Annotated in this window: 20 protein-coding genes and 2 pseudogenes; 16 read left to right on the top strand and 6 right to left on the bottom strand. The window is 58.7% G+C overall.

Annotated elements, in window-relative coordinates:
* Positions 1-44: 44 nt before the first annotated feature.
* Positions 45-2,345, bottom strand: a complete 2,301-nt coding sequence (locus tag MUN79_RS20625) for an efflux RND transporter permease subunit (protein ID WP_244674465.1) — start codon at positions 2,343-2,345, stop codon at positions 45-47.
* 158 nt (positions 2,346-2,503) lie between these two features.
* Here MUN79_RS20625 and MUN79_RS20620 point away from each other — a divergent pair, with 158 nt between their 5' ends.
* The 7 genes from MUN79_RS20620 (at position 2,504) to MUN79_RS20590 (ending at position 6,786) form a co-directional block, all read left to right on the top strand.
* Positions 2,504-2,725 carry a hypothetical protein gene (locus MUN79_RS20620; RefSeq protein WP_244674464.1) on the top strand — a complete coding sequence of 74 codons (222 nt, stop codon included), beginning with the start codon at positions 2,504-2,506 and terminating at the stop codon, positions 2,723-2,725.
* Positions 2,726-2,819: 94 nt separating this feature from the next.
* Positions 2,820-3,305 (top strand): SRPBCC family protein, encoded by a 486-nt coding sequence (locus MUN79_RS20615; protein WP_244674463.1) that lies wholly within the window; start codon positions 2,820-2,822, stop codon positions 3,303-3,305.
* Positions 3,306-3,404: 99 nt separating this feature from the next.
* Complete coding sequence (locus MUN79_RS20610) at positions 3,405-4,139, top strand: protein phosphatase 2C domain-containing protein (protein WP_244674462.1); 735 nt, start codon at positions 3,405-3,407, stop codon at positions 4,137-4,139.
* Positions 4,140-4,197: 58 nt separating this feature from the next.
* A complete protein-coding gene (locus MUN79_RS20605) occupies positions 4,198-4,683 on the top strand; it encodes a cupin domain-containing protein (RefSeq protein WP_244674461.1) in 486 nt (161 codons plus the stop codon).
* A 200-nt stretch (positions 4,684-4,883) separates the two neighbouring features.
* On the top strand, positions 4,884-5,354 hold the full coding sequence (locus MUN79_RS20600; protein WP_244674460.1) for a nuclear transport factor 2 family protein: 471 nt from the start codon (positions 4,884-4,886) through the stop codon (positions 5,352-5,354).
* Positions 5,355-5,386: 32 nt separating this feature from the next.
* Positions 5,387-6,181, top strand: a complete 795-nt coding sequence (locus tag MUN79_RS20595) for a thymidylate synthase (protein WP_244674459.1) — start codon at positions 5,387-5,389, stop codon at positions 6,179-6,181.
* 413 nt (positions 6,182-6,594) lie between these two features.
* Positions 6,595-6,786, top strand: a complete 192-nt coding sequence (locus MUN79_RS20590) for a hypothetical protein (RefSeq protein ID WP_244674458.1) — start codon at positions 6,595-6,597, stop codon at positions 6,784-6,786.
* Here MUN79_RS20590 and MUN79_RS20585 read toward each other — a convergent pair.
* The 5 genes from MUN79_RS20585 to MUN79_RS20565 form a co-directional block, all read right to left on the bottom strand.
* Complete coding sequence (locus MUN79_RS20585; RefSeq protein ID WP_244674457.1) at positions 6,783-7,604, bottom strand: aminotransferase class IV; 822 nt, start codon at positions 7,602-7,604, stop codon at positions 6,783-6,785. The genes MUN79_RS20590 and MUN79_RS20585 overlap by 4 nt on opposite strands.
* 93 nt (positions 7,605-7,697) lie before the next feature.
* Positions 7,698-10,220, bottom strand: a complete 2,523-nt coding sequence (locus tag MUN79_RS20580; protein ID WP_244674456.1) for a T9SS type A sorting domain-containing protein — start codon at positions 10,218-10,220, stop codon at positions 7,698-7,700.
* Positions 10,221-10,265: 45 nt separating this feature from the next.
* Positions 10,266-11,276, bottom strand: coding sequence for a DNA-processing protein DprA (dprA, locus tag MUN79_RS20575; protein ID WP_311136537.1), 1,011 nt, complete (start codon positions 11,274-11,276; stop codon positions 10,266-10,268).
* A 148-nt stretch (positions 11,277-11,424) separates the two neighbouring features.
* Complete coding sequence (locus tag MUN79_RS20570; RefSeq protein ID WP_244674455.1) at positions 11,425-11,829, bottom strand: hypothetical protein; 405 nt, start codon at positions 11,827-11,829, stop codon at positions 11,425-11,427.
* Complete coding sequence (locus MUN79_RS20565; protein ID WP_100336180.1) at positions 11,830-12,192, bottom strand: MerR family transcriptional regulator; 363 nt, start codon at positions 12,190-12,192, stop codon at positions 11,830-11,832.
* 311 nt (positions 12,193-12,503) lie between these two features.
* Here MUN79_RS20565 and alaS point away from each other — a divergent pair.
* The 9 genes and pseudogenes from alaS (at position 12,504) to MUN79_RS20520 (ending at position 22,478) form a co-directional block, all read left to right on the top strand.
* A pseudogene (alaS, locus tag MUN79_RS20560) lies at positions 12,504-15,187 on the top strand (alanine--tRNA ligase).
* Positions 15,188-15,389: 202 nt separating this feature from the next.
* Entirely contained in the window at positions 15,390-16,109 is a 720-nt protein-coding gene (locus tag MUN79_RS20555) for a hypothetical protein (RefSeq protein ID WP_244674454.1), read from the top strand.
* A 74-nt stretch (positions 16,110-16,183) separates the two neighbouring features.
* A complete protein-coding gene (locus MUN79_RS20550; protein ID WP_244674453.1) occupies positions 16,184-16,930 on the top strand; it encodes an energy transducer TonB in 747 nt (248 codons plus the stop codon).
* A gap of 54 nt (positions 16,931-16,984) precedes the next feature.
* Positions 16,985-17,773 carry a TonB family protein gene (locus MUN79_RS20545; protein ID WP_244674452.1) on the top strand — a complete coding sequence of 263 codons (789 nt, stop codon included), beginning with the start codon at positions 16,985-16,987 and terminating at the stop codon, positions 17,771-17,773.
* A gap of 114 nt (positions 17,774-17,887) precedes the next feature.
* Positions 17,888-18,637: an energy transducer TonB gene (locus tag MUN79_RS20540; RefSeq protein ID WP_244674451.1), complete on the top strand. Its 750-nt coding sequence runs from the start codon at positions 17,888-17,890 to the stop codon at positions 18,635-18,637.
* A 24-nt stretch (positions 18,638-18,661) separates the two neighbouring features.
* Positions 18,662-19,633: an LIC11966 family surface protein gene (locus tag MUN79_RS20535; protein ID WP_244674450.1), complete on the top strand. Its 972-nt coding sequence runs from the start codon at positions 18,662-18,664 to the stop codon at positions 19,631-19,633.
* Positions 19,634-19,764: 131 nt separating this feature from the next.
* Positions 19,765-20,502: an energy transducer TonB gene (locus tag MUN79_RS20530; protein ID WP_244674449.1), complete on the top strand. Its 738-nt coding sequence runs from the start codon at positions 19,765-19,767 to the stop codon at positions 20,500-20,502.
* A gap of 110 nt (positions 20,503-20,612) precedes the next feature.
* A pseudogene (gatB, locus tag MUN79_RS20525) lies at positions 20,613-22,069 on the top strand (Asp-tRNA(Asn)/Glu-tRNA(Gln) amidotransferase subunit GatB).
* Between the two features lie 154 nt (positions 22,070-22,223).
* Entirely contained in the window at positions 22,224-22,478 is a 255-nt protein-coding gene (locus MUN79_RS20520) for a DUF4369 domain-containing protein (RefSeq protein ID WP_244674448.1), read from the top strand.
* Position 22,479: the final 1 nt, after the last annotated feature.

The raw sequence follows: 22,479 nt of genomic DNA, 5'->3' as shown, positions 1-22,479 counted from the left end.
TCGTTGAACGACAACTCACCATTTCACCACCTCACTAGTTCACCTTACTCCGTGAGCATCGGTACGGGCTGGCGTATTTCCTTGGGCTTGTGCTTATAGAAGTACAGGATGAGAATGGGCAGCAAAGTCAACTCGGCCACCACACCAAAGAGCAGGGTCAGACCGATGAGCAGGCCCACGTAGAAGGTGCCGTCGAAAGAGGAGAAAATCAGGGTGCTAAAGCCGCCGACCAGAATCAGGGAGGTCACAATGACGGCTTTGCCAGCCATCAGGTAGGTTTTGCGCACGGCCCGGAACAAGCTGGGTTCCTGCAAGAGAGTCAGCTTAAGCTTGCTGATAAAGTGAATCGTGTCGTCGACAGCAATGCCGAAGGCAATGGTGAAGATGATGCTGGTGCTGACCTTCATGCTCACGCCCGCCAGGCCCATCACGCCGGCCACAATCAGAATCGGGACCAGGTTGGGAATCAGCACCACAATGGTCATGCGCAGGCTGCGGAACAAAGCCAGCACGATGAGCGTGACCATCACAATGTCGATGCTCATGCCCGTAATCATGTTGAGCGTGAGGTTTTCGTTGTTTTTGTCAATCAGGTTGGCCGAGCCCGTGAGCCGGGTGGTCAGGATCTTGGGGTCGGTGTTCTGCCGCAGAAACTGGCGCAACTCCGCATTCAGCGCGTCGGCCCGGATACTGCCCACGTCGGGCATGCGGCCGGTGAGGCGGCCCTCGGAGGCATCGGGCAGCACCAGGGCCCGGAACTCGGGCTTCTTGCGAAACAGCTTCACTTTGCGCACCAGCTGGGTCAGCTCGGCCTCGGAATCGGGCAGGCGGTATTCTTCCAGCAGGCCGCCGTTCAGGGCCTTGCGCACCGACTTAATAATGGTCACGGGCGAGGCCACGAAGTTGAGCCCATAGGTTTTTTGTAAATACTGCTCGATTTCCTCTGTTTCGCGCAGCACCTGCAAATCGTAGATGGTGCGGCCGGGCGCCGGGTCCAGGGCCAGCTCGAAGGGCCGCACCCCGGCGAAGTTCTTCTCAAAAAAGGCGAAATCCAGCTTTACCGGGTCGTTTTTCGACAGGTCGTCGAGCAAGGCCGAGTTGATACGGATGCGCGAAGCCGAAGCCACCGACCCAATCAGAATCAGGGCGCTCAGGCCCACTACCAGCCGGCGGTGGGCCAGTACTGTGCGAAACATCCGGCCCAGCACCCCGTCCCAGCTGTGGCCTTCCGCACGGGGCACCCGCAGCTGGGGCTTGCGCAGGAGTATCAGCATGGCCGGAAGTAGCGTAAAGGACAGAATAAAGGTGAGCAGCACCGCAATGCCGGTAAACAACCCGAAGTTGTAAATCGGCCGGATGGTGCTGGTCATCAGCGTGAAAAAGCCGATGCTGGTTGTCAGGGCCGACAAGCCCGAGCCGAAGCCCGACTCCTTCAAGGCAATCAGCAACGAATCCTTTTTGCTGGCCCCGTAGCCCAGCTCCGTGCTGTAGCGGGTAATGATGTGAATGGTGTCGGACATGCCCACCACGAAGAGCATAATGGGCAGCAGGGCCGTCATCAAATCGATGCTGACCCCGCAGGCACTCATCAGGCCCAGGCCCCAGATAATGGCGCCCAGCACCACCACGAGCGGCAAGACCACGCCCCACCAGGTCCGGAACGTAAACCAGAGCAGCACCGTGACCAGCACCACCGACAAGCTCATAAACACCACCAGCTCCCACTGCAGCCGGTCCACGAACACGGACTGGGCCACCATCTTGCCGGCCAGGTGGTACTGGCTTTCGGCAATGCTCTGGCGGCTGAGCTCGGTGCGCACGGCCGCCAAAAGCGAGTCGCCGGGTGGCTTGCTCAGGTTGGGCGTGGTCTGAAACAGAATGGTCACCGAGCGGGCGTCGCGGGCAATCAGGTTGTCGACCAGGCCCGGGGTGCGGTATATCAGCGTCGAATCCTGGGCCCGGCGGGCGGGTTCTGCGGGGTGGAGGTAGGGCACGTTGAACACGCCAAAGCCTTCCACCACGGGGTTGGTAGCGTTGGTGGGCGAAGTGACGTGCACCACGTGCCGGCGCTGCTGGATAAAGCCCGTCAGCGAATCGACCTTGGTCAGGAACCCGGGCTCGAATACCGAATGGCCCTGGGGCGCCTCCAGGCCCAGCAGCACGTAGTCGTTGTCGTTGCCGAAGCGTGCCGAGTACTTCTCGTAGTAGTCCAGGTCCGGGTCGCCAGCGGGGTAGAAGTCGTTGAAATTATAGTTGAAACGCAGCTGGGCCACGAAATAGATGCTCACGGCCGTCACCAAGGACAGCAGGAGCAGGGTAAGGTAACTGAGTTTGCGAAGCGGCATTCGGGGAGCTAGGGCCACGGCTCCGGGCCGCGGCAAACAAACAAAAAAGCAGCCTCGGGCGGCGTCGAACTTTGCCGCCGCTTTTGTACTTTAGAGGCACCAGGGAGCCAACCACGCCCCGCCGCCTTTTGTTTCCTCACGCTTTCAATATCTACCTTATGAAAAACGTCCTGCTCGCCCTGACCCTGCTCGCCTTTGTTGGCACCGCTTCCGCCCACGAGGGCAAAGACGACAAGAAAGGCAAGAAAAGCGCGAAGTCCTGCTCGATGGCCGAGAAAGGCACCGCCAGCTGCTGCATGAAAAAAGGCGGTAAAACGGCCTCCGTAAAGCCCGCCGAGAATACCCCGGCCGCCGTAACGCCGGTTTCCAAGTCGCTGTAAGCAGCATTGCTTCTTATTGCAAAGAGCCGCCACTATGCAGAAGTGGCGGCTCTTTTTCGTTTGAACTACAAGCTTCCTTTTTGCGCCGCAGCTCATGGCAATCATCGAGGTCGAAACCCGCATTCAGGCGTCGCCTAGGCTCTGCTACACGCTGGCGCTTAGCGTTGATTTGCACTCCATTTCGGCCCAGAAAACCCAGGAGTCAATAGTCGGCGGAATCCGCAGCGGCGTTTTGCAGCTTGGGGACGTCGTCACCTTTCGGGCCCGGCACTTTGGCATCTGGCAAACCCTGACCAGCAAGATAACGGAAGCTGAGTTTCCGGTTTATTTCTGTGATGAAATGCAGCAGGGCGCTTTTAAGTCGATGCGTCATGAGCATCATTTCGTCGCGCAAGGTTCTGGTACGCTTATGCGGGACGTATTTACATTTCAGTCACCGTATGGGCTACTAGGCCGGGCAGTTGATTTTCTTTTGCTGGAAAAGTATCTGCGCGCATTTCTGGTTGAGCGGGGCAGTGTCATCAAGCACTATGCCGAAAGCGGCGCCTGGCAGAAGGTAATCAAACTGAAAGATAGCTAGGAACAGTGCCAGGTAGCAGCTTGGGAGCCACTGACAGAAGTAGTGGGTGTATTACTTATTAAAATCGTCATTATAGCTAATGAGCGTATCTTTGTTTGTATGAAAATATATTCAGCCTTACAAATCGGAGAATACCACACGAACCATTGCGAAGATTACGTATTTGTAGGAGATATCGGCCCTGATAAGGTGTTGTGCGCCGTAATGGATGGCTGCACAATGGCAACGGATAGCTACTTCGTGTCAACATTGGTTGGGAAAATTCTGCGCAAGATTGCCAAAGAGAAGGGGTATCAGGAGTTGTATCAGTCCAGTACAGAAATCAATGTTGATGGGTATCTGAAGTCGGTAGTGGCCAGCTTGTTCATGGAACTGAACATCGTAAAAAATCAGCTCATGCTGGAGCGAAATGAATTGCTAACCACTTTAATTATCATGCTGTTTGACAGAAGTAATCAGAAAGGTATTGTCTTAGTAATTGGCGATGGGTTAGTAAGTATTAATGGCTACATTACCGAATTTGACCAGGATAATAAACCGGATTATTTAGGATTTCATTTGCATGAAAACTTCGACAGTTGGTATGAAAGTCAGTGCCAAAAAATAGAGTTTGATACACTCCAGGATGTTAGTATTGCTACAGATGGAATATTTATGTTTGCGCCAATTAAGAAGGTGGATAATACAGATATAATTGACCCCATCAGCTTCTTACTATCTGATAAGACCAATGTTGAAAATGCAGATATGCTGAGCTTAAAATTGAAAACGCTGGAGCATGTTTACGGCCTGAAACCCACCGATGATTTTGCCATGGTCAGACTCATAGCGTAGAGAACAAGAGTACTACCTAGTAGATTGTCCCACGGAATTCCCGCTTTTTTCCTGCCTCATGAGTGCCCAAACCATTATCGACACATTACAGCTGCTGCCCCACCCGGAAGGCGGCTACTACAAGGAAACATACCGGGCCGCTACCAGCATCACGACCGAAACAGGAGCTTCTCGCAACGTCAGCACGGCCATTCATTACCTGCTGGCCGATGCCGACAAGTCCCATTTCCACCGGATTCAGTCGGATGAGCTGTGGTTTTTCCACCAGGGCCAGGCCCTGGAAATCGTTTTTATTCAGGATAAGCAGCTGGTAACCATTACGCTCGGCAATGCCATTGAGCGGGGTGAAGTACCCCAGGCCATGATTCCGGCTAACGTGTGGTTTGGGGCCCGGGTGAAAGGTGAAGCTGGCTTTGCCCTGGTCAGCTGCACGGTAGCGCCCGGCTTCGACTTCCAGGATTTCGAGCTGGGCCGGCGGGAAGCACTACTACAGGAATATCCGCATCTGCGGGCGGCTATCGAGCAGTTTACGCGCAGTAACTAGGGCTGCTCAAGCGAGCCTGGTAGGTGTAAAGCCGTCCATTAGGGCGGCTTTTTCGTTGTTATCAACTCTGTCATCCTGAGCTCCGCGAAGGACCTTATTACGCTGGAACGAGTCGTTGTGGCAACTGTCGTTTAGCTAGCTCCTTCGCGGGCTCACGATGCCAGAAACGGTTTTTGCTCAAGCACTTTGCTTTGTTTCTCATGCGCACCACCCTCTTGCTTCTGTCCAGCTTGCCTGCCCTGCCCGCCACCTTCGCCCAGCGCGGTGCGCCCCGCCCGCCCGACCCTAAAGTAGCCCAGCAGGTGCTGCAGCTGGAGCGGCGTTGGAACGAGGCCATCGTCAGCCGCGACACGGCCTTTATCAGCGGCCTGCTCGCGCCCGACTTTCTTTACACGGCCTCCGACGGCAGCGTCAACGACAAAAAAACGATGCTGCTGGCTGTCAGCAACCCCAATTCCGTGGTCAATCCGTTTCAGAGCCAGGACGTGCGGGTGCGGCAGTACGGTAAAAACACGGTGCTTCTGACCGGCTGGTTTCTGCAAACCGGCACCTGGCTGGGCCAGCCTTTCGCCTTGCGCCTGCGCTTTACCGACGTGTTCGTCAAGCTCAATGGCCGTTGGCAGGCCGTGTCGGCCCAGGCGGCCGTGCTGCCCGCCGCGCGCAAATCCTGACATGAATCCGGCGGGCTTCGTACTTTCGCGCCATGCAGCAGTACCTCGACCTCGTCCGCCACATTCTCGACCACGGCACCCAGAAAACCGACCGCACCGGCACCGGCACACTCAGCATCTTCGGCCACCAGATGCGCTTCGACCTGCAAAAGGGCTTTCCGCTGGTTACGACCAAGAAGGTGCACCTGAAAAGCATTATCCACGAGCTGCTGTGGTTTTTGCAGGGCGATACGAATATTAAGTATCTGACCGACAACGGCGTAAAGATCTGGGATGAGTGGGCCGATGCGAATGGCGACCTAGGTCCGGTGTACGGCAAGCAGTGGCGCAACTGGCCCCGGCCCGACGGCTCCCACATCGACCAGATTTCGGAAGTCGTGCGCCAGCTTACCACCTCGCCCGATTCGCGCCGCATCCTGGTTTCGGCTTGGAACGTGGCTGAGCTGGACCAGATGCACCTGATGCCCTGTCACGCCTTGTTCCAGTTCTACGTGGCCGACGGCAAGCTCAGCTGCCAGCTCTACCAGCGTTCGGCCGACGTATTTCTGGGCGTGCCCTTCAACATTGCCTCCTACGCTCTGCTTACCCTCATGATGGCCCAGGTAACCGGCCTGCAGCCCGGCGAGTTTATCTGGACCGGCGGCGATACTCACCTGTATTCCAACCACCTGGAGCAGGCCCGCCTGCAGCTTACCCGGGAGCCGCGGCCTTTGCCCCAAATGCGCCTGAACCCGGCAGTGAAAGACATCTTCAGCTTCCGCTACGACGACTTTACGTTGGAGAACTACGACCCGCACCCCGCCATCAAGGCCCCTGTAGCAGTCTAAAATTCACCGGTTATCAGCTACTAGGCGCCCCGGCAACTGTTTTATTGCCGGGGCGCTTATGTGTGCATATGTGGGCATCTGCTACAGGGCTCGTTGACGCAGCAACAATTCTTTACTAAAAGGAGGCGTTGTAATGTGATTTGCATTTATTTGGCATAGATTATACTTCTTGATAAGACGGGCTACTACTGTCTACTTGTTTTATAAGTAATTACGGGAGAATTGTAACCTGCATTCAGTTAGTGCGTTGAATTACCCGGTAGGCCTTATTTGGTAAATTTCTAATGCGAAGGGAATTTTACGGCTGGGCTTACGTTTAAAGAGAGTTCAATTGTATTTATAAAATCCAAAAGGGCGTAGCTTGCGTAAGTATCCGCCAACTTGCCCTCCTTTCTTCCGTGTTCAGTACTCCAGTGTCTTCCCTCGAATCACCCGTGCTTTCCCGCAAGCATCGCGCTTGGATTGCCCTTTATGCCCTGGAGGGGTGTGATGAGCAGGATCGAACCGAAATACTGCGCGTAAATAACGTCACGGAAGCCGACCTGGCGGAGTTTGAGGAAAGCTGGCTGCGGCTACGCTGCGGCAACCTGACGTCGAACCGCTAGAGCGGCCTGGCCATCTTTTCCCAGCCCAGTAACTGTTCCACTACCGGATGCTGCAGCGCAAAACACGTCTGCCCCAGTTGTAGGACCGGCCGAATGGCGGCCACGTTAGCGACGAATACCGCTTCCGCTGCTGCTATATCCTGATTCGTAAACAGGCCCTCTACGTAGGGCAAATGGTGCTGCCTGGCCACGTGTAGTAAGTGCTGGCGGCGTACCCCGGCCACGCAGCCAGTGGCAAGGCTCGGGGTAAACAACGTCTTGTTTCGAACCCAGAAAACGGCCGAGGCGCCGGCTTCGGCCACGTGGCCAGCGGCATCACAGAGAATAATATCGTCCAGGCTGCGCTTTTGCCGCTCGCGGGCCGCCCGCACATAGAGCCAGGCCTGGGGGCCTTTGCAAAAGCTTAAGGGCGAATAATTCGTCTGGGTTTCCCGGGCAAAATCGGCTAGCTGCACAGGGGAGGTGTCTGCGACAAAGGCTTCGGCGGTAGCCAGCCATTCTACTGTGTCGGTAAGAGGCGTGTAGCGGCCCCCGCCGCTGCGCCAGAGCTGCAGGCGCAGGCGGGCCGCGGGCAGGTTGTTGGCCTGAACCAGGCGGGCCAGTGTAGCTTCCAGGGCTGCTGCCGAGGCCAGCGCGGCAGGCAGCATCAGATAGAGCTCCGCGGCGGCCTGCTGCATGCGGGCCACGTGTTCGGTGGCGTAGCGCAGGCGGTTTTCCGCGAAAATCAGGGTCTCGAAGAACCCGTCGCCAAAAGCCAGACCCCGGTTGGGCAGGGGTAGAGCGGCAGTTGGGAGCAAAGCATCATTCAACAGTAGCATACCCCGCAAGGTAGAGGTGAAATTCAACCAACCCGCATAAAAAAAGGACGAACCGGCTGGTTCGTCCTTTTCTGGCAAGTGTAAGGGGGCCGTTTATTGCACCTGAACCCGGCGGGTCACGACGCCTTCGGCATAGACGACGCGCAGCAGATACATGCCGGGTGCCACCTTCTCCAGGGCCAGCGTGGTGGACAGCCCACTCCGCAAGGGCTGCTGCTGCACCGTGCGGCCCACCTGATCCACAAGTTCCAGCGTGTGGGCCTGGGCCGTGGCGGCGGGCAGTATGTGCAGGCTGCCACGGGCGGGTACTGGCCACACCTGCGTCTGCGCGGCTACGGTGCCGGGCGCGGCCACCGCTAGTACGTTGGGTGCTACGATGCGGCCCAAAGCTGGACTGGAGGTACTGCCCAGGGCGGAAAAGGACCCGCCTGCCACAATACCGCCGCCAGCTTGCACCACTAGGGCTTGCACGGCATTGTTGGGAACGGCCGTTGAGCCAAACGAGGCGTCGGCCTGTCCATCCGGCTGCAGGCGGGCCAGGTTAGTAGGCAAGGCCGTGCTTTTGAAGTCCCCGCCGACTAGTATCCGGTTGTTGGGTTGCAGCGCCAGGGTGTAGATGGTGCCCGTGGTGGGAGGTGCCATAAAGCCAGGGTCCAGCGTACCGTTGGCTTGCACCCGAAGGAGGTTGGCGACGGTTACCCCGTTATAGCCCAAAAAAGCGCCACCGACCAGCACCTTGCCATCGGGCTGTAGTTCGAGCCGGTTTAAGCGAATATCACTCAGGCCCACACCCTCGAACTCCCCACCGGCAAAGCTGGCATCTTCAGCGCCAGTAGCCTCCAGCCGCTTCAGAACCCGAAGAGCAGTAGGGCTGCTGCTTACCCGATACGAGCCTGCCACCAGAATTTTTCCATCGGGCTGCAGGGCAAATGTCTGCACACCGGAAAACCGGTTGTTGCCGGTACTAGTGGGCGTAAAGGAATTGTCGGAAGCACCGTTGGCCAGCAGCCGCAGAAGGGGAGTAGCAACTGCGGTACCGTTGCTGGTCATGTAGTTACCGCCGACCAGCACGCGGCCATCAGGCTGCAGCATCAGGCGCGTCAGGCCACTGTATGTAAAGTCAGGCCCCAACCAGCTGTTGTCCGGGGCACCGGTGGCTTGAAAGCGGCGCAGAGCCTGCGTGGTAGCGGCCAGGATGCGGCCGTCGGGCTGCACGGCCAAGTCGACGACGATACCCGACAGACCCGAATTGGCCGTGGCAAAGGTGGCATCCAGGCTGCCGTTGGCAGTGAAGCGGGCCAAGCGCCGCAGGGGCTGCCCGTTGACTTCGGAGAAAAAGCCTCCAGCCAGCACTTTCCCATCGGCTTGCTGCAGCAGGGTGGTAATACTGCCCGGTACCTGCAGTTTGGGCAAAAATGACGGTTCCAGCGCGCCGCTGCTCGAAAGCTGGGCCAGGGCCCGGTCGGCGGTGCCGCTGAAATCCTGAAAATCACCGCCCACCAGCAGCTGGCCGCTGGCCAACAGCGTCAGGGTGCGGGGCTGCTTATCGGGGCCGGCTCCCACCTGGAAGGAAGCGTCGAAAGTGCCGTCCGCATTGAGGCGGCCTACGCCGGGGATGGTGGCTCCCGTTGCGTTCGGGTTGCTGATATAAACGATTTTGCCATCGGCCTGAAGCTGGATGGCGTCCCCGGAAAAGGAGCTGATACTGCCCGGTGGTAGCGCGGTGGGCGTGGCAAAGCTGGGGTCCACGGTGCCATTGGGTAAGAGCCGTACCAGCGGGAAACCCTGGGCCCCGACAAACTCGTCACCAGCTATCAGGACCTTGCCGTCGGGCTGCACGGCCATGTTATACGTCGCGCTGGTAGGGTTCAGGGCCTGGGTAAAGGTAGGATCGTAGGTGCCGTTGGCATTCAGGCGGGCTACGCCGGCGCAGGGCTGCCCGTCGTACGACGAAAAAAGGCCGCCGATTAGGATTTTGCCACTGGGCAGCGCCACTGCCGTCAGCACGTCGCCGAATTCGGCCCCGCTGCCCGGCGTGAACGTGGGGTCGATGGCCCCGCTGGCGGTGAGGCGCACGATGCCGTTGGCGGCCGTGCCGTTGAAATTGTCGAAAAAACCGACCACCAGCACGCGGCCGTCGGGTAGGGGTACCACGTCGTTCACAAAGCCCGGCTCACCCGTGGCAGCAGCGCCTGAGCCTACGTCAAAGGTGGCGTCGGCGGTACCGTCGGCATTGAGGCGCAGCGGCTCGTAGCGGGTGATACCGCCCGCAATGACCGGTTCCCCGGAGAAGGCCGAAGTCAGGAAGATTTTACCGTTGTTGGCCTTCCGGACCCGATAAGTATAAGCCGCAGAGCCCAGATTGCGCTGAAAGTTAGCATCAAGGGTGCCATCCGGGTTGAAGCAGCTCAGGCTTACCGCCGGCGCGTTGTTGGCCCGTAGAAAAGCGCCCGACACGATGCGCTTGCCGTCGGGCTGTTCCAAGGTCGAGTAGACCTCGGCCGGGGCGTACACGCTGGCGGGAGCAAAGCCTGCGTCGGCCTGCTGGGCCAGCGCCGCCGGCCAACAACCTCCAAATAAAATGATGCCAGTGAAAAGGAGTCGGAATTTAATCATAGGGAAAGGGTTAGTGGAAGAACTGAGTAGGGTGATGACAGGAAGTTATACCAGCACGAATTTCTTACCCGGTAGGGCCTTCACCACGCCCCGAAACTCTAGGCCCAGCAGCAGCGTGGCCACTTTATTCACCGGCAACTGGGCTTTCCAGCTCAGGTTGTCCATCTGCTCTTCCTTGCTCACCAGCAGCACTTCCAGCAGCCGACACTCTTCGGGCGTGAAGTCGGCCGGGTCGTAGGTGGGCGTGGGCTTGAACTTGCCGCTCTGGTGCAGGGCCGCGTCCCAGTTGAGCAGTTGTTCCAGGTCGGCCGGCTCGCCGTAGAGGGCAGCTTTGTTGGCTTTAATCAGGTCGTTGCAGCCTTCGGAAGCCGCGCTGCCCAGGTTGCCGGGAATAGCCAGCACGTCCTTGTTGTAGCTCAGGGCAATTTCGGCCGTTATTAGCGCCCCACCTTTGCGGGCCGCTTCCACGACCACCGTGCCATCCGACAAGCCGGCTATAATGCGGTTCCGCGCCGGGAAGTTGTAGCGGTCGGGCTGGGTGCCGAAGGCAAACTCGGTGAGCAGGCCGCCCTGGGTCAGCATTTTCTCGGCTGTTTTGCGGTGGGCCGCCGGGTAGAGCACGTCCAGGCCCGTCGCCATAACGCCCACCGTTTCCAGCCCTTCCTGCAAGGCGGCGCGGTGGGCGGCAATGTCGATGCCGTAGGCCAGACCGCTGATGACCAGCGGACGGTGGTTTACAAAGCCTTTTACCAGCCGTTCGGTTTGCTCCCGGCCGTAGTCGGTGGCCTTGCGCGTGCCCACGATGCCGATGGTTTTGGGCTGGTTCAGGTCGGCCGTGCCCTGGTAGTAGAGCAGCACGGGCGCGTCGGGAATGGTTTTGAGCCGGCTCGGATACCGTTTACTGGTGTAGAACAAGAGCTGCACCCCGTCCTTTTCGGCCTTGCGCAATGCGTCTTCAGCTTTTTTCAGGGCGGTAGTTCGTTCCCCGCCGGTCAGCGTGGCCACCGTCGTCGGGCCCACGCCGGGAATCTTGCGCAGCTTGCCCGGGGGCAGCATCAGCACGTTTTTGGCCGAGCCCCGTAGCTCATCAGCTGCCGCGTCAGCTGCGGCCCGATGCCGGGGAATAACGTTAGAGCGACTTCGTGGAAGAGTAATTCGTCGGTAGAAATGGGCATAGAGGTGTTATAAACTTTAAATACAGTACTTATAAATCATCAAACCAGTACCAGTTAGGCTCGGCCAGGACTTTGCGCACGAAATCTGCGCCGGTTAGCAGTGTACCACAGTCATTGTCAACTATCATCTCCACAGAATTTGCTAGGCTGATAATTGCTTGTTTGGCAAACTCTATTCCGCGGTAGCCAAGGCTGTAGACGTGTTGCGCGGTAGGTAAAGCAGACTTGATAAAGGCAACTTCGTCGTCATCCCAATCAGCCAGATTCTGGCCGTAGTACTCAACGAACAGCTGGTGATGCCCCGAAAACTGCACGACAAACTCACCTGGGTTGCCATACTCGGCAATGGTGGCCGTGGAAAACCGGATTTGCAGAATCGTCCGAAACCGGGATAGTAGGTTACTTTGCCCGGTTACTAATATCAGCGCCTGCATCTACCCCTGCTGGGCCTTGCCAATGGCGTCGAGCTCCTTTTTCATGGTCACCAGGAAGCCGCGCACTTTTTCCAGGCTCTGAATCACGTCAATTTTCTCCTTGAGCTGGGGGCCTTTCTGCTTGAGCATGTCCCGCGCGCCGGGAATGGTGTAGCCGCGCTCCTTGACCAGGTGGTAAATCGTGCGGAAAATATCCACGTCCTGGGGCGTGTAGAGGCGGTTGCCTTTCTTGCTTTTGCGCGGGCGCAGCTCCTCAAACTCGGTTTCCCAAAAGCGAATCAGCGACGGGGCCACGTTGAACTGGGCCGCCACCTCGCCGATGGTGAAATACTGCTTCTCGATGTCGCGCTCTTTGTAGGGCATGGTGGAGTGGTGTCAAACTAAATGGGCGTCATGCTGAGCCTGCCGAAGCATCTCTACCGCTTCGTTGCAACAGCATTTGATTAGTCCTGCGGTAGAGATGCTTCGGCAAGCTCAGCATGACTAACGAAAACCAAAGGCTTTGTCGCAGCAGTTTCGCTTTCCGGCTTAGTCGGCTAACTTTGCCGGAACGGCCTTTCCGCTGGAAAGGCGAAAAGTAACCAAATTCCCGGCTGCCGCCAATTCCACGGGGCGCGGCCGGCTTCGTTCACCGCATCACTCGATTCGCAAAGTTCAGCTTCGCGTTACTCCTTATGTCACTTCCCACCGCCAGCCACGTCCGCCAGCAGTTCCTGGATTTCTTTGCTTCCAAAGGCCACCACATCGTGCCCTCGGCGCCCATCGTGGTGAAGGACGACCCTACGCTGCTGTTCATCAACTCGGGCATGGCTCCGTTCAAGGATTATTTCCTGGGCAACAAGCCCGCGCCCTACAAGCGCATTGCCGACACCCAGAAGTGCCTGCGCGTATCGGGCAAGCACAACGATTTGGAAGAGGTAGGCTACGACACCTACCACCACACCATGTTCGAAATGCTGGGCAACTGGTCGTTTGGCGACTATTTCAAGAAGGACGCCATTGCCTGGGCCTGGGAGCTGCTTACCGAGGTCTATAAGCTGGAAAAGGACCGCCTCTACGTCACCTATTTCGAGGGCGACGAGAAGGACGGTACCGCCGCCGACTCCGAAACCCAGGACTTGTGGCGCCAGTACACCACCGACGACCGGATTCTGCCCGGCAATAAGAAGGACAACTTCTGGGAGATGGGCGACACCGGCCCCTGCGGCCCCTGCACCGAAATCCACATCGACCTGCGCTCCGAAGAGGAGCGGGCCCAGAAGCCCGGCCGCGAGCTGGTGAATGCCGACCACCCGCAGGTCGTGGAAATCTGGAACAACGTGTTCATGGAGTTCCAGCGCCTGGCCGACAAGTCCCTCATCAAGCTGCCCGAGCAGAGCGTCGACACGGGTATGGGCTTCGAGCGTTTGATGATGGCCGTGTCGGGCGTGAAGTCGAACTACGACACCGACGTTTTCCAGCCCCTGATTCAGTTTATTGCCGCCGAGGCCGGGGTGAAATACCACGGCACGGCCCCGGCCACCGTGAACGACCAGCCGGCCACGGAAGAAGAGAAAACCGACATTGCCATTCGGGTGCTGGCCGACCACATCCGCACCATCAGCTTCGCCATTGCCGACGGGCAGCTGCCTTCCAACGTGAAGGCCGGCTACGTGATTCGCCGCATTCTGCGCCGGGCCGTGCGCTACGCCTTTTCGTCGCTGGGCCAAAAGCAGCCCTTCCTCTACAAGCTCGTGCCCGTGCTGGCCGACCAGATGGCCGGCATTTTCCCCGAGCTCAAGCAGCAAACAGCCTTCGTACAGCGCGTAGTGGAAGAGGAAGAAGTAGCCTTCCTCAAAACCCTCGAAAACGGCCTACGCCGTCTTGATACCCTGGAAGAAGCCGCCCGGCAGAACGGCAACCGCATCGACGGCAAAACCGCCTTTGAATTGTCGGATACTTTCGGCTTCCCCTGGACCTCACGGCTTTGATTGCCCGCGAAAAGGGTTTAACCGTGGACGAGGAAGGCTTCCAGAAAGAGCTGGCCCAGCAGAAAAACCGCAGCCGCAACGCCCAGGAAACCGAGCAGAGCGACTGGACGGTGGTGCTGGAGTCGGAAGAGCAGCCCGCTTTCGTGGGCTACGACCTGGAAGAGGCCCCGGCTAAAATCCTGCGCTACCGCAAAATCGACAAGAAGGGCAAAACCGAATACCAGGTGGTGCTCGACCAGACCCCGTTCTACGCCGAGTCGGGCGGACAGATCGGCGACACGGGCTACCTGGAGTCGCCCCTGAGCAAGGTGCGCGTGATTGACACCAAGAAGGAAAATGACCTGATTGTGCACACCGTCCTGGATTTGCCCCAGGACCTGGACGCCGACTTCTCAGCCCGCATCGACCACGCCCGGCGGGAGCTGATTCGCAAAAACCATACGGCTACGCACTTGCTGCAGGCCGCTTTGCGCGAAATTATCGGCAGCCACGTGCAGCAGAAAGGCTCTTTGGTCAACGACAAGCTGCTACGCTTCGACTTCTCGCACTTTACCAAGGTGACCGACGAGCAGTTGCGCGAGATTGAGCGCATGGTCAACGAGCGGATTCGCCAGCAGATTCCGCTGGATGAGCGCCGCAACGTGCCTATTGCCGAGGCCAAAAACCTGGGCGCCATGGCCTTGTTCGGCGAAAAGTACGGCGAGTTCGTGCGCGTCATCACCTTCGATAAGGAGTATTCGGTGGAGCTGTGCGGGGGCACCCACGTGCGCGGCACGGGCGAAATCGGCTTCTTCAAAATCACCTCGGAAAGCGCCGTAGGGGCTGGCGTGCGCCGCATCGAAGCCGTAACTGGCGAAACCGCCGAAGCCTACGTCGACCAGCAGATTGACCTGCTCAATCAGGTACGCGAAGCCCTGGGCAACCCCCAGCACCTGCTGCCGAGCCTGCAGAAGCAGACCGAGGAAATTGCCGCCCTGCGCAAGCAGATCGAGCAGTTTGAGCAGCAAAGCATCAACCAGCAGAAAGACCAGCTGGTGGCCCAGGTGAAGCCGCTGAATGGTGTCAACTTCCTGGCCGCCCAGGTGCAGGTGGGCTCGGCCGACGGCCTCAAAACCCTGGCCTACAACCTGCGCCAGACGGTGGAAAACCTGGTATTGGTGCTCGGCGCCGAAATCGACGGCAAGCCCCAGCTCGCCGTTATGCTCGACGACGAAATTGCCAAAGCGGGTAAGCTCAACGCCTCCAACGTGGTGCGCGAGTTGGCCAAGGAAATCCAGGGCGGCGGCGGCGGACAGCCGTTCTTCGCCACGGCCGGCGGCAAGAATGTAGCTGGTCTGGGTGCGGCCATTGCCAAGGCCGAAGACCTGATCAGCAAGACGCTGGCGTAACGCCGCTGGCGACGGCCGGAACGGGCGGGCCATTAACCAGCCGCTAACACGGATGTAGCTACTTATGATGAAAAGGCCCGGCAGTAGCTGGGCCTTTTTGTTGTGGGCCGCCCCGGCGCTGATTTTAGGAGCTTTGCTGGCAAGAGTTGGTTGTTTGGCAGCCTTGCGGCTGCCTATCTTGCCGGTCCTATAGAACCTTCCCATGATTGAAGTTGACCTCGTTACCAAACACGGTAAAAAAGCCCTCGGAATGGAGCACGGGCATCCCCAAACGTGGCGGCAGCGCCTCCCCGAAATTCTGCTGGAAATAGGCATTATCGTCTTTGCTATTACCCTCTCTATCCAGCTCCACAGCTGGCACGAGCACTCCCTGGAGCGCGAAAAGGAACGTAAGTTTCTGCTGGGGCTGCGCCAGGATTTGGGGCACGACATTAAGGAAATGCAGGGGGACTCTGCCTCGTATGTGGTCCAGCAAAAGGCATTCCGTTACTTTCGGACGCTCACGCCCCAGACCCTGCAGGCCGACAGCCTGAATAAGTATAGCTGGACGTTGCGCAACTCCACGGTGCTCGTGCCCAACGCGTCCCGGTTCGAGGGGCTCAAATCGTCGGGCGACCTGGATGTAATTGAGGATGAGGCGCTGCTCAACAATATTCTCGACCATTACCAGGAGTTGATTCCCAGCCTGGTAAATAGCGGCGACCATTTTTCCGACTACAAAGGCCAAACCATTAGCCGCTACCTCGACGACCACCTGGACCCGGATCAGCGCAATATGGTGACCGTGATGGGAACCGGACCGATGCAGAACTACCTCAGCCACGCCAGCATCATTCCCGACATTGTCAAAGAATACCACCGAGTGATGCAGCACAGCCGTCAGCTTATCCACCAGATTGACGAGCGGCTGGGGAAGCACTAAAAGCCCTAACTCACTGATCAGCCAGGCGTAGGCCCGGGCTCCAGAGCCTCTTATATTTTCGTTACCCCACTCGTATGCGCCTCGTTGCTATTTTACTTACTGCCGGTTTGTTCGCCGGTCTGCCCACCCTTACCCTCCGCGCCCAAACCCTTAACCAAACCTTCAAGGCCAAGGGGGCGCCCAATGACATCAGCTTCGGGGAAGGCGTGCTGTTCCGGCGCGACACGCTGCGGACTAACGGCCCGGCCGGCGTGGTGACCAGCTATTATCCCTCGGGCAAAAAATACCAGGAGCTGCCGCTGGCCAACCTTAAAAAAGGCGAGCTGCAGGGCACCCAAACCCGCTGGTACGAAAGCGGGCAGGTGCAGCTCACGGCTGAGTACGCGGCCGGGCAGCGCCAGGGCCTGCTGCTTACCTATTACCCGGATGGCAGCAAGCGGCGGCGGGAGGAGTTTCAGCAGGGTGTTAGCCGCAAAAGTGAGTGTTACACCGCCACCGGCCAGCCCCAGGCCTGTACCGAATACGTCCTATTTCCGGAGTACCCCGGTGGCCTCAAGACCCTGCTGTCCGATATCGGGCGCCGGGTAAAGTATCCGCGCCAGCAAATCCGCAAGGGCGTGGCGGGCAAGGTGCTCATCAACTTTATTATCGACAAAACCGGCGGGGTCAAGGGCGCTTACGTGCTCAAGGGACTGGCTCCCGTGCTCGATGAGGAAGCCCTGCGCGTGGTCAACAGCCTAAAGGGCTGGACGCCCGGCCGCCTGGACGGGGAGCCGGTCGACGCTTTGTTTACGCTGCCGGTCACGTTTGCTATTCAATAAGGCCTGCTTAGCCACGATAGTGGTGAAGCTTCAATATCCGATACTTTTCGTTTTATGCGCTTCTGGCTTGCCGGCCTTTTACTTTCTGCGCTGCCTTTGGCGGTCCACGCCCAGCGAAAGAACACTCCCTCCGACACGATTTTCTACGATGCCACGGCTGAGCGGCTGCCTTCCCGGGCCGGGGCGGTTCGCTTTATCATCACCTCTGCCCAGCCCACGGGCGGCGGGGTAGTCCAGAAAATCTATGCTGCCAACGGCACGCTGCTGGAGCAGATTCCCTACGTCGATGCCCAGGCCAAAAAGCGCGAAGGGGTGGCCCTGAAAGTGTTCAGCTCCGGAGCCATCCGCAGCCGCCGCACCTACCGCAACGGGCAGCTCGACGGCCAGCTGCAGCTGTTTTACCTCAACGGCAACCTCCAGGAGCTGAGCATCTACCAGCAGGGGCAGGAAAAAAGTAAGCAGTGCTTCGACCTCGATGGCCAGCCTATGACTTGCCCCGTCGACAAGGGCGTGGTGCCCCAGGGTACTGTATACGCCGCCTACAAGGCCGGCCGTCCGGCCCTGACGGCCGAAATCAGCCGCAAAACCCGCTACCCATCCTTGCCCAACGGGGCCGTGCCCCAGCGCGGGCAGGTGGTGGTGGCCTGCATGATCGGCGTGGACGGGCAGCTGCGGGAAAGTCGCATCTACAAGAGCGTGGGCCCGGAATACGACCGGGAAGCCTTGCGAGTCGTCAATGAGCTGCACGGCACCTTTTCGCCCCAGCTGCTGAACGGGGAGCCCACCGAGTCCTTCTTTACCCTGGAAGTCAACTTCCTTCCGCCCGTGCAGCCCAAGCTGTAGCAGGTTCTGGCTCTGGTTGGCCGTTTTGCTCGGGTATGACATTTTCTCCGGCTGGGACTTTCGGCAGCCGCCAGAACCAGTATATTTATAACCGTTTTTACCTTTATTCCCTTCGTGAAGCATACTTTTCTGGTCGTGGGCGCTCTTGGTGCCGCCCTTACCACGCAGGCCCAGCAGGCTCCCACCACAACCACTCTTTTTCATAACTACTGGTCGGAGGTAGTGCCCGAGGAGCAGGCCGCCTACCGGGTGCGTCGCACCGAAACGCCCGGTATCAGTCGCCTCGACAGCGTGTACCGGCTGGTTTCCCCGAATCTGTGGACCGTATACCGCACGGTGTGGCAGCCCAACGGTGATACGCTCACGACCACGACTCGCTGGCGGGGCAATGGAAAGCTGTTTTACGTCAGCAACGAGCTAGGCACCAAACGGCACGGCGAGCAGCTGAGCTACGATGCTGAAGGCCTGCCGCGGGGCCGCAGCCACTACGAGCGCGGCCAGGTACTAAGCGCCGAGTCCCTGACCAAGGCCGGCACCGCGCGCGCCTGCGACGAGGCCGAGTATACCGAGCAGATGCCCGAATACCCGGGCGGGATGGAGGCCATGCTGCGCTACCTGGGGCAGTCTATTCGCTACCCGGCCGCCGCCCTGAAAAAACGCCGGCAGGGCAGAGTATTCCTGGAATTCGTCGTGAATGAGGTCGGGGAAATGCGGGACATCCGGGTGCAGAAGGGCGTGTCGGCCGAGCTGGACGCCGAAGCTCTGCGCGTAGTCCGGGCAATGCCCCGTTGGAAGCCGGGCCTGCAGAACGGTGAGCCCGTACCCGTGCGCTACACCGTGCCCATCACCTTTGCCATCCGCTAATTGCCCACTTTTATTTGTTGCCCTATGCGCATTTCTACCTTGTTGCTGGCCGGAGCTTTTCTAACCGGCATTTCTACTACGACCGTCCGGGCCCAGGCCTACACCGACCCGGGCGCTTATAACAACGCCATTGTGGCCGAGCAGCTGATTATGCAGAAAAAATGTCTGCGCTACATCAGCAAATCGGCCCACAGCGAGAATGAGCGCAAAATCGAGGCCCGCCGCCAGGACGTGGTAGCCCAGAACAAGCTCTCGTTGGCCAAAATATCCCATATGCCCGGCTTTCAGGGCAACACCGAGTTTCGGGACCGGGCCAAGGCAGCCCTGCAGCAGACGCTCAACGTGTACTCCATTGACTACCAGAAGGTGAACACCCTGGCCGCCAGCCGCACCAAGAGTCTGGACGCCATGCAGCGCTATTTCGACGCCCTGGAAGCGGCCGAAAACAAGCTAGAAGTCGCCGGCGACAGTGTGCAGGCCGCCCAGCAGCGCTTTGCCACCCGCTTCAAGATGACCATGAGCGAAGACCGGGAAACGCGCAAGATGAACGACGTGATTCGGCAGGTGTCGGAAGTGAACAGCTACCAGCACAAGGTTTTTCTGGCGTATTTCCGCCTTGAGCGGGCCAACGCCAAGCTCACCGACGGCCTCAATGCCCAGGACGCCAAGGCTTTTGAGGCGGCCCGGCAGCAGATGGAAGTGGAAACCGAAAAAGCGCTGGCCGAGCTGGATGCCGTGCCCGCCTTCCGCGGCAAAGACACCCAGTACCGCGACGCGGCCCGGGACTACGCCAAGTTCTACATCATCTGGACCGGCAACCAGTTCAAGAAGATGACTGAGCTGCTCGAGCAGAAGGACCGCCTGACCAAAACCGACGCCGACGCCTTCAATGGCTACATCACCGCCTTCAACAAGCAGAATCACAAGCTGGTAGAGGCCTATAACAACGCGGGCAACACCTTCCAGGCTGCCTATATTCCGGTATTCAACGACTAGCATAGCTCATAGCCACTCTAGGAGCTACTACAAACCGAGCCGGACGCATCTCCGGCTCGGTTTTTTGCTTTTGTAAAACACCATAAACTACCTTAAAGCGCGTTACCAAGCGCCATATCCTTTCCGCTGCCATGCCTGTTTCGCTACGACTATTCCTGCTCTTCTTGCTGCTGGCAGGGTCGGCGGGGGCGCAAACGCTGGGGACTATAACTATGGTGTACTACGACAGTCAGAACCGGAAGCTAACTTCGCCTGCCGGAGCGTCCTGGGCTGTGGAAACTACGTTTCTGGACAGCGTGCGGGCCGTGGAACGGGTGTATTTTGCCCCGAAAAAGGTGCGGGAGCAGGCTTCCTTTTCCAATATCCGGCTCCGGCAGCGCGATGGGGAAACGGTGGTGTATTACGACGATGGCAGGGTCAAGCGGCGCACACAGTACTCGGCCGGCAAGCTGCCGGAGGAAAGCTTTGAATACTACCCTAGCGGCCGGTTGAAGCGGCATACGCAGTTTGCCGACGGCAAGTACATTCTCCGGAACTGCTTCAACGCGGCGGGCCAGGCCATACACTGCGACACGTTGGCCCGGCAAACGATTTGTCCGCCGGCGGTGGAGTCGCCTGCCCAAAGTACCTATGTTCATTTCCCGCCGAAAGCCCTTAAACTAGGCATTGAAGGGGTAGTCAAGGTCGAGTTCCTGGTGAATCGTTTCGGGGACATCACCAACAGCCGGGTTATCGAGTCGCCTTCCCCGGAATTGAATGGCGAAGCCCTGGCCGCTATCCGCCGCCTGAAAAAATGGCATATTAGCTACGTCGACTGCGAGCCAGTGGAGGTGCTTTATGTTTACCCTATCACTTTTCAGATCAGGTAAGCCCAAAATAACGTGGTGCCTCTACCGGTTGGCGCATAAAAACCGCGGCAGCAAGTAACTTAGCGGCTGCATTGGGGCCAAACCCGCTCCAACGGCTCAATTTGATTGATATGGACGAAGCAATAAAAGCCAAATACCAGCCCGTAATCGGGCTGGAAGTACACGCCCAGCTGCTCACCCAGAGCAAGATGTACTCCTCGGATGAGAATGAATACGGCGCCCTTCCCAACAATAACCTGTCGGTCATTACGCTGGGCCACCCCGGCACCCTGCCCAAGGTAAACCGTACGGCCGTGGAGTATGCCATGAAAATGGGCCTGGCTACCAACTGCCACATCACGCGCGACAACCTGTTTGCGCGCAAAAACTACTTCTACCCCGACCTTCCCAAGGGCTACCAGATTACCCAGGACAAAACCCCGATCTGTACTCAGGGTAACGTCCCGATTCGCCTCGCCGACGGCACGACCAAGAACATCGGCGTGACGCGCATTCACATGGAGGAAGACGCGGGCAAGTCGATGCACCTGGCCGGGGAAGTGGAAACGCTCGTGGACCTTAACCGGGCCGGCGTGCCCCTGATTGAAATCGTGTCGGAGCCCGACATCCGCAACGCCGACGAAGCCTACGCCTACCTGAGCGAAATCAAGAAGCTGGTAGTGTACCTGGGCATCTGCGACGGCAACATGGAGGAAGGCTCCCTGCGCTGCGACGCCAACATTTCGGTGATGCTCAAGGGCGCCGAGAAGTTTGGTACCAAGGTGGAGGTCAAGAATATGAACTCCTTCCGCAACGTGCAGCGGGCCATTGAGTACGAAATTGAGCGGCAGATTGCCGTGCTCGAAGCCGGGGGCACGCTCGACAGCGAAACCCGGGGCTTCGACGCCGCTACCGGCACGACCAGCGGGCAGCGCAGCAAGGAAACCCTGAACGACTACCGCTACTTCCCCGAGCCCGACCTGCCGCCGCTCATCATCAACGACGCCTGGCTGCACGAGGTGCAGGCTTCGCTGCCGGCCTTGCCCCAGCAGCTTTACGCCCGCTTTACCGGTGAGCTGGGCCTGTCGGACTACGACGCCTCGGTGCTTACCGACCAGAAGGAAGTCGCCTTGTTCTTTGATGAACTCTCGCGCCTGACTTCCAACGCCAAGGCCGCCGCCAACTGGGTGCAGGGACCCGTAAAGTCCTTCCTCAATGAGCGCGCCCTGACCATGGCCGACTTCCCGCTGCAGCCCCAGCACTTGGCTGACATCATTCAACTCATTGATGAGAACAAGGTTAGTCACTCGGTAGCAGCCAAGCAGTTATTCCCGTACCTGCTCGACAACCCAACGCAAACGGCCGCTGCCGCCGCCGAGGCCCAGGGCCTGTTGCAGCAGTCGGATGCCGGCGCCCTGGAGGCCATAATTCAGCAGGTGCTGGACGCCAATCCGGGCAAAGTGGAAGAATACCGCGGCGGCAAAAAGTCGCTGACCGGCATGTTCATGGGGAACTCATGAAGCTCACCGGCGGCAAGGCCGACCCCAAATTGGCCAACCAGCTGCTGCGCCAGAAGCTCGACGCGTAAAGCCAAAAGTCTCAGGTGCCAGTGGAGCGCGGCCGGCTACGGCAGTGGTTTTGGCAGGTGGCTGAACCAAACGGGCGGTTGCTTGCTTGTTTTCACAAAAAGCGGAAAGCCGGGGGCTCATCCGCTGGTAGCGTAACTAAGAATGATTCAGAAAATGAAAAGCTTACTTCTGGTAACTACCGTGCTGGGCATGGCCAACGCCTGCAGCAAATCGACGACGCCCACCACGGGCGCAGGCGGCGCCGGCTACCAGATCAACGGGCAGCTGACCAATGCCCCGGCCGGCACCAAGGTGTATTTGGCCGAGCTAGGCGAGACCCAGTTTGTGTCGCGCGACACGGCTTCGGTAGATGAGCAGGGGCGCTTTACGCTCAAGGGCTCGGTGCCGGAAGCGGGCTCTACCAGGTGAA

Origin of the sequence: Hymenobacter cellulosilyticus (genome assembly GCF_022919215.1) — a bacterium.
GTDB lineage: Bacteria > Bacteroidota > Bacteroidia > Cytophagales > Hymenobacteraceae > Hymenobacter > Hymenobacter cellulosilyticus.
The sequence above is the reverse complement of the archived record's forward strand: the minus strand, read 5'-3'. Positions and strand labels throughout refer to the sequence as shown.

Bases quoted from the DNA above. Each gene is read 5' to 3' on its own strand.
- MUN79_RS20545 (WP_244674452.1), top strand. From the start codon at position 16,985: ATGCGCTTCTGGCTTGCCGGCCTTTTACTTTCTGCGCTGCCTTTGGCG.
- MUN79_RS20620 (WP_244674464.1), top strand. From the start codon at position 2,504: ATGAAAAACGTCCTGCTCGCCCTGACCCTGCTCGCCTTTGTTGGCACC.
- MUN79_RS20600 (WP_244674460.1), top strand. From the start codon at position 4,884: ATGCGCACCACCCTCTTGCTTCTGTCCAGCTTGCCTGCCCTGCCCGCC.
- MUN79_RS20595 (WP_244674459.1), top strand. From the start codon at position 5,387: ATGCAGCAGTACCTCGACCTCGTCCGCCACATTCTCGACCACGGCACC.
- MUN79_RS20610 (WP_244674462.1), top strand. From the start codon at position 3,405: ATGAAAATATATTCAGCCTTACAAATCGGAGAATACCACACGAACCAT.
- MUN79_RS20535 (WP_244674450.1), top strand. From the start codon at position 18,662: ATGCGCATTTCTACCTTGTTGCTGGCCGGAGCTTTTCTAACCGGCATT.
- MUN79_RS20580 (WP_244674456.1), bottom strand. From the start codon at position 10,220: ATGATTAAATTCCGACTCCTTTTCACTGGCATCATTTTATTTGGAGGT.
- MUN79_RS20550 (WP_244674453.1), top strand. From the start codon at position 16,184: ATGCGCCTCGTTGCTATTTTACTTACTGCCGGTTTGTTCGCCGGTCTG.
- MUN79_RS20520 (WP_244674448.1), top strand. From the start codon at position 22,224: ATGAAAAGCTTACTTCTGGTAACTACCGTGCTGGGCATGGCCAACGCC.
- MUN79_RS20605 (WP_244674461.1), top strand. From the start codon at position 4,198: ATGAGTGCCCAAACCATTATCGACACATTACAGCTGCTGCCCCACCCG.
- dprA (WP_311136537.1), bottom strand. From the start codon at position 11,276: ATGCTGCCCCCGGGCAAGCTGCGCAAGATTCCCGGCGTGGGCCCGACG.
- MUN79_RS20615 (WP_244674463.1), top strand. From the start codon at position 2,820: ATGGCAATCATCGAGGTCGAAACCCGCATTCAGGCGTCGCCTAGGCTC.
- MUN79_RS20530 (WP_244674449.1), top strand. From the start codon at position 19,765: ATGCCTGTTTCGCTACGACTATTCCTGCTCTTCTTGCTGCTGGCAGGG.
- MUN79_RS20585 (WP_244674457.1), bottom strand. From the start codon at position 7,604: ATGCTACTGTTGAATGATGCTTTGCTCCCAACTGCCGCTCTACCCCTG.
- MUN79_RS20570 (WP_244674455.1), bottom strand. From the start codon at position 11,829: ATGCAGGCGCTGATATTAGTAACCGGGCAAAGTAACCTACTATCCCGG.
- MUN79_RS20565 (WP_100336180.1), bottom strand. From the start codon at position 12,192: ATGCCCTACAAAGAGCGCGACATCGAGAAGCAGTATTTCACCATCGGC.
- MUN79_RS20555 (WP_244674454.1), top strand. From the start codon at position 15,390: ATGATTGAAGTTGACCTCGTTACCAAACACGGTAAAAAAGCCCTCGGA.
- MUN79_RS20625 (WP_244674465.1), bottom strand. From the start codon at position 2,345: ATGCCGCTTCGCAAACTCAGTTACCTTACCCTGCTCCTGCTGTCCTTG.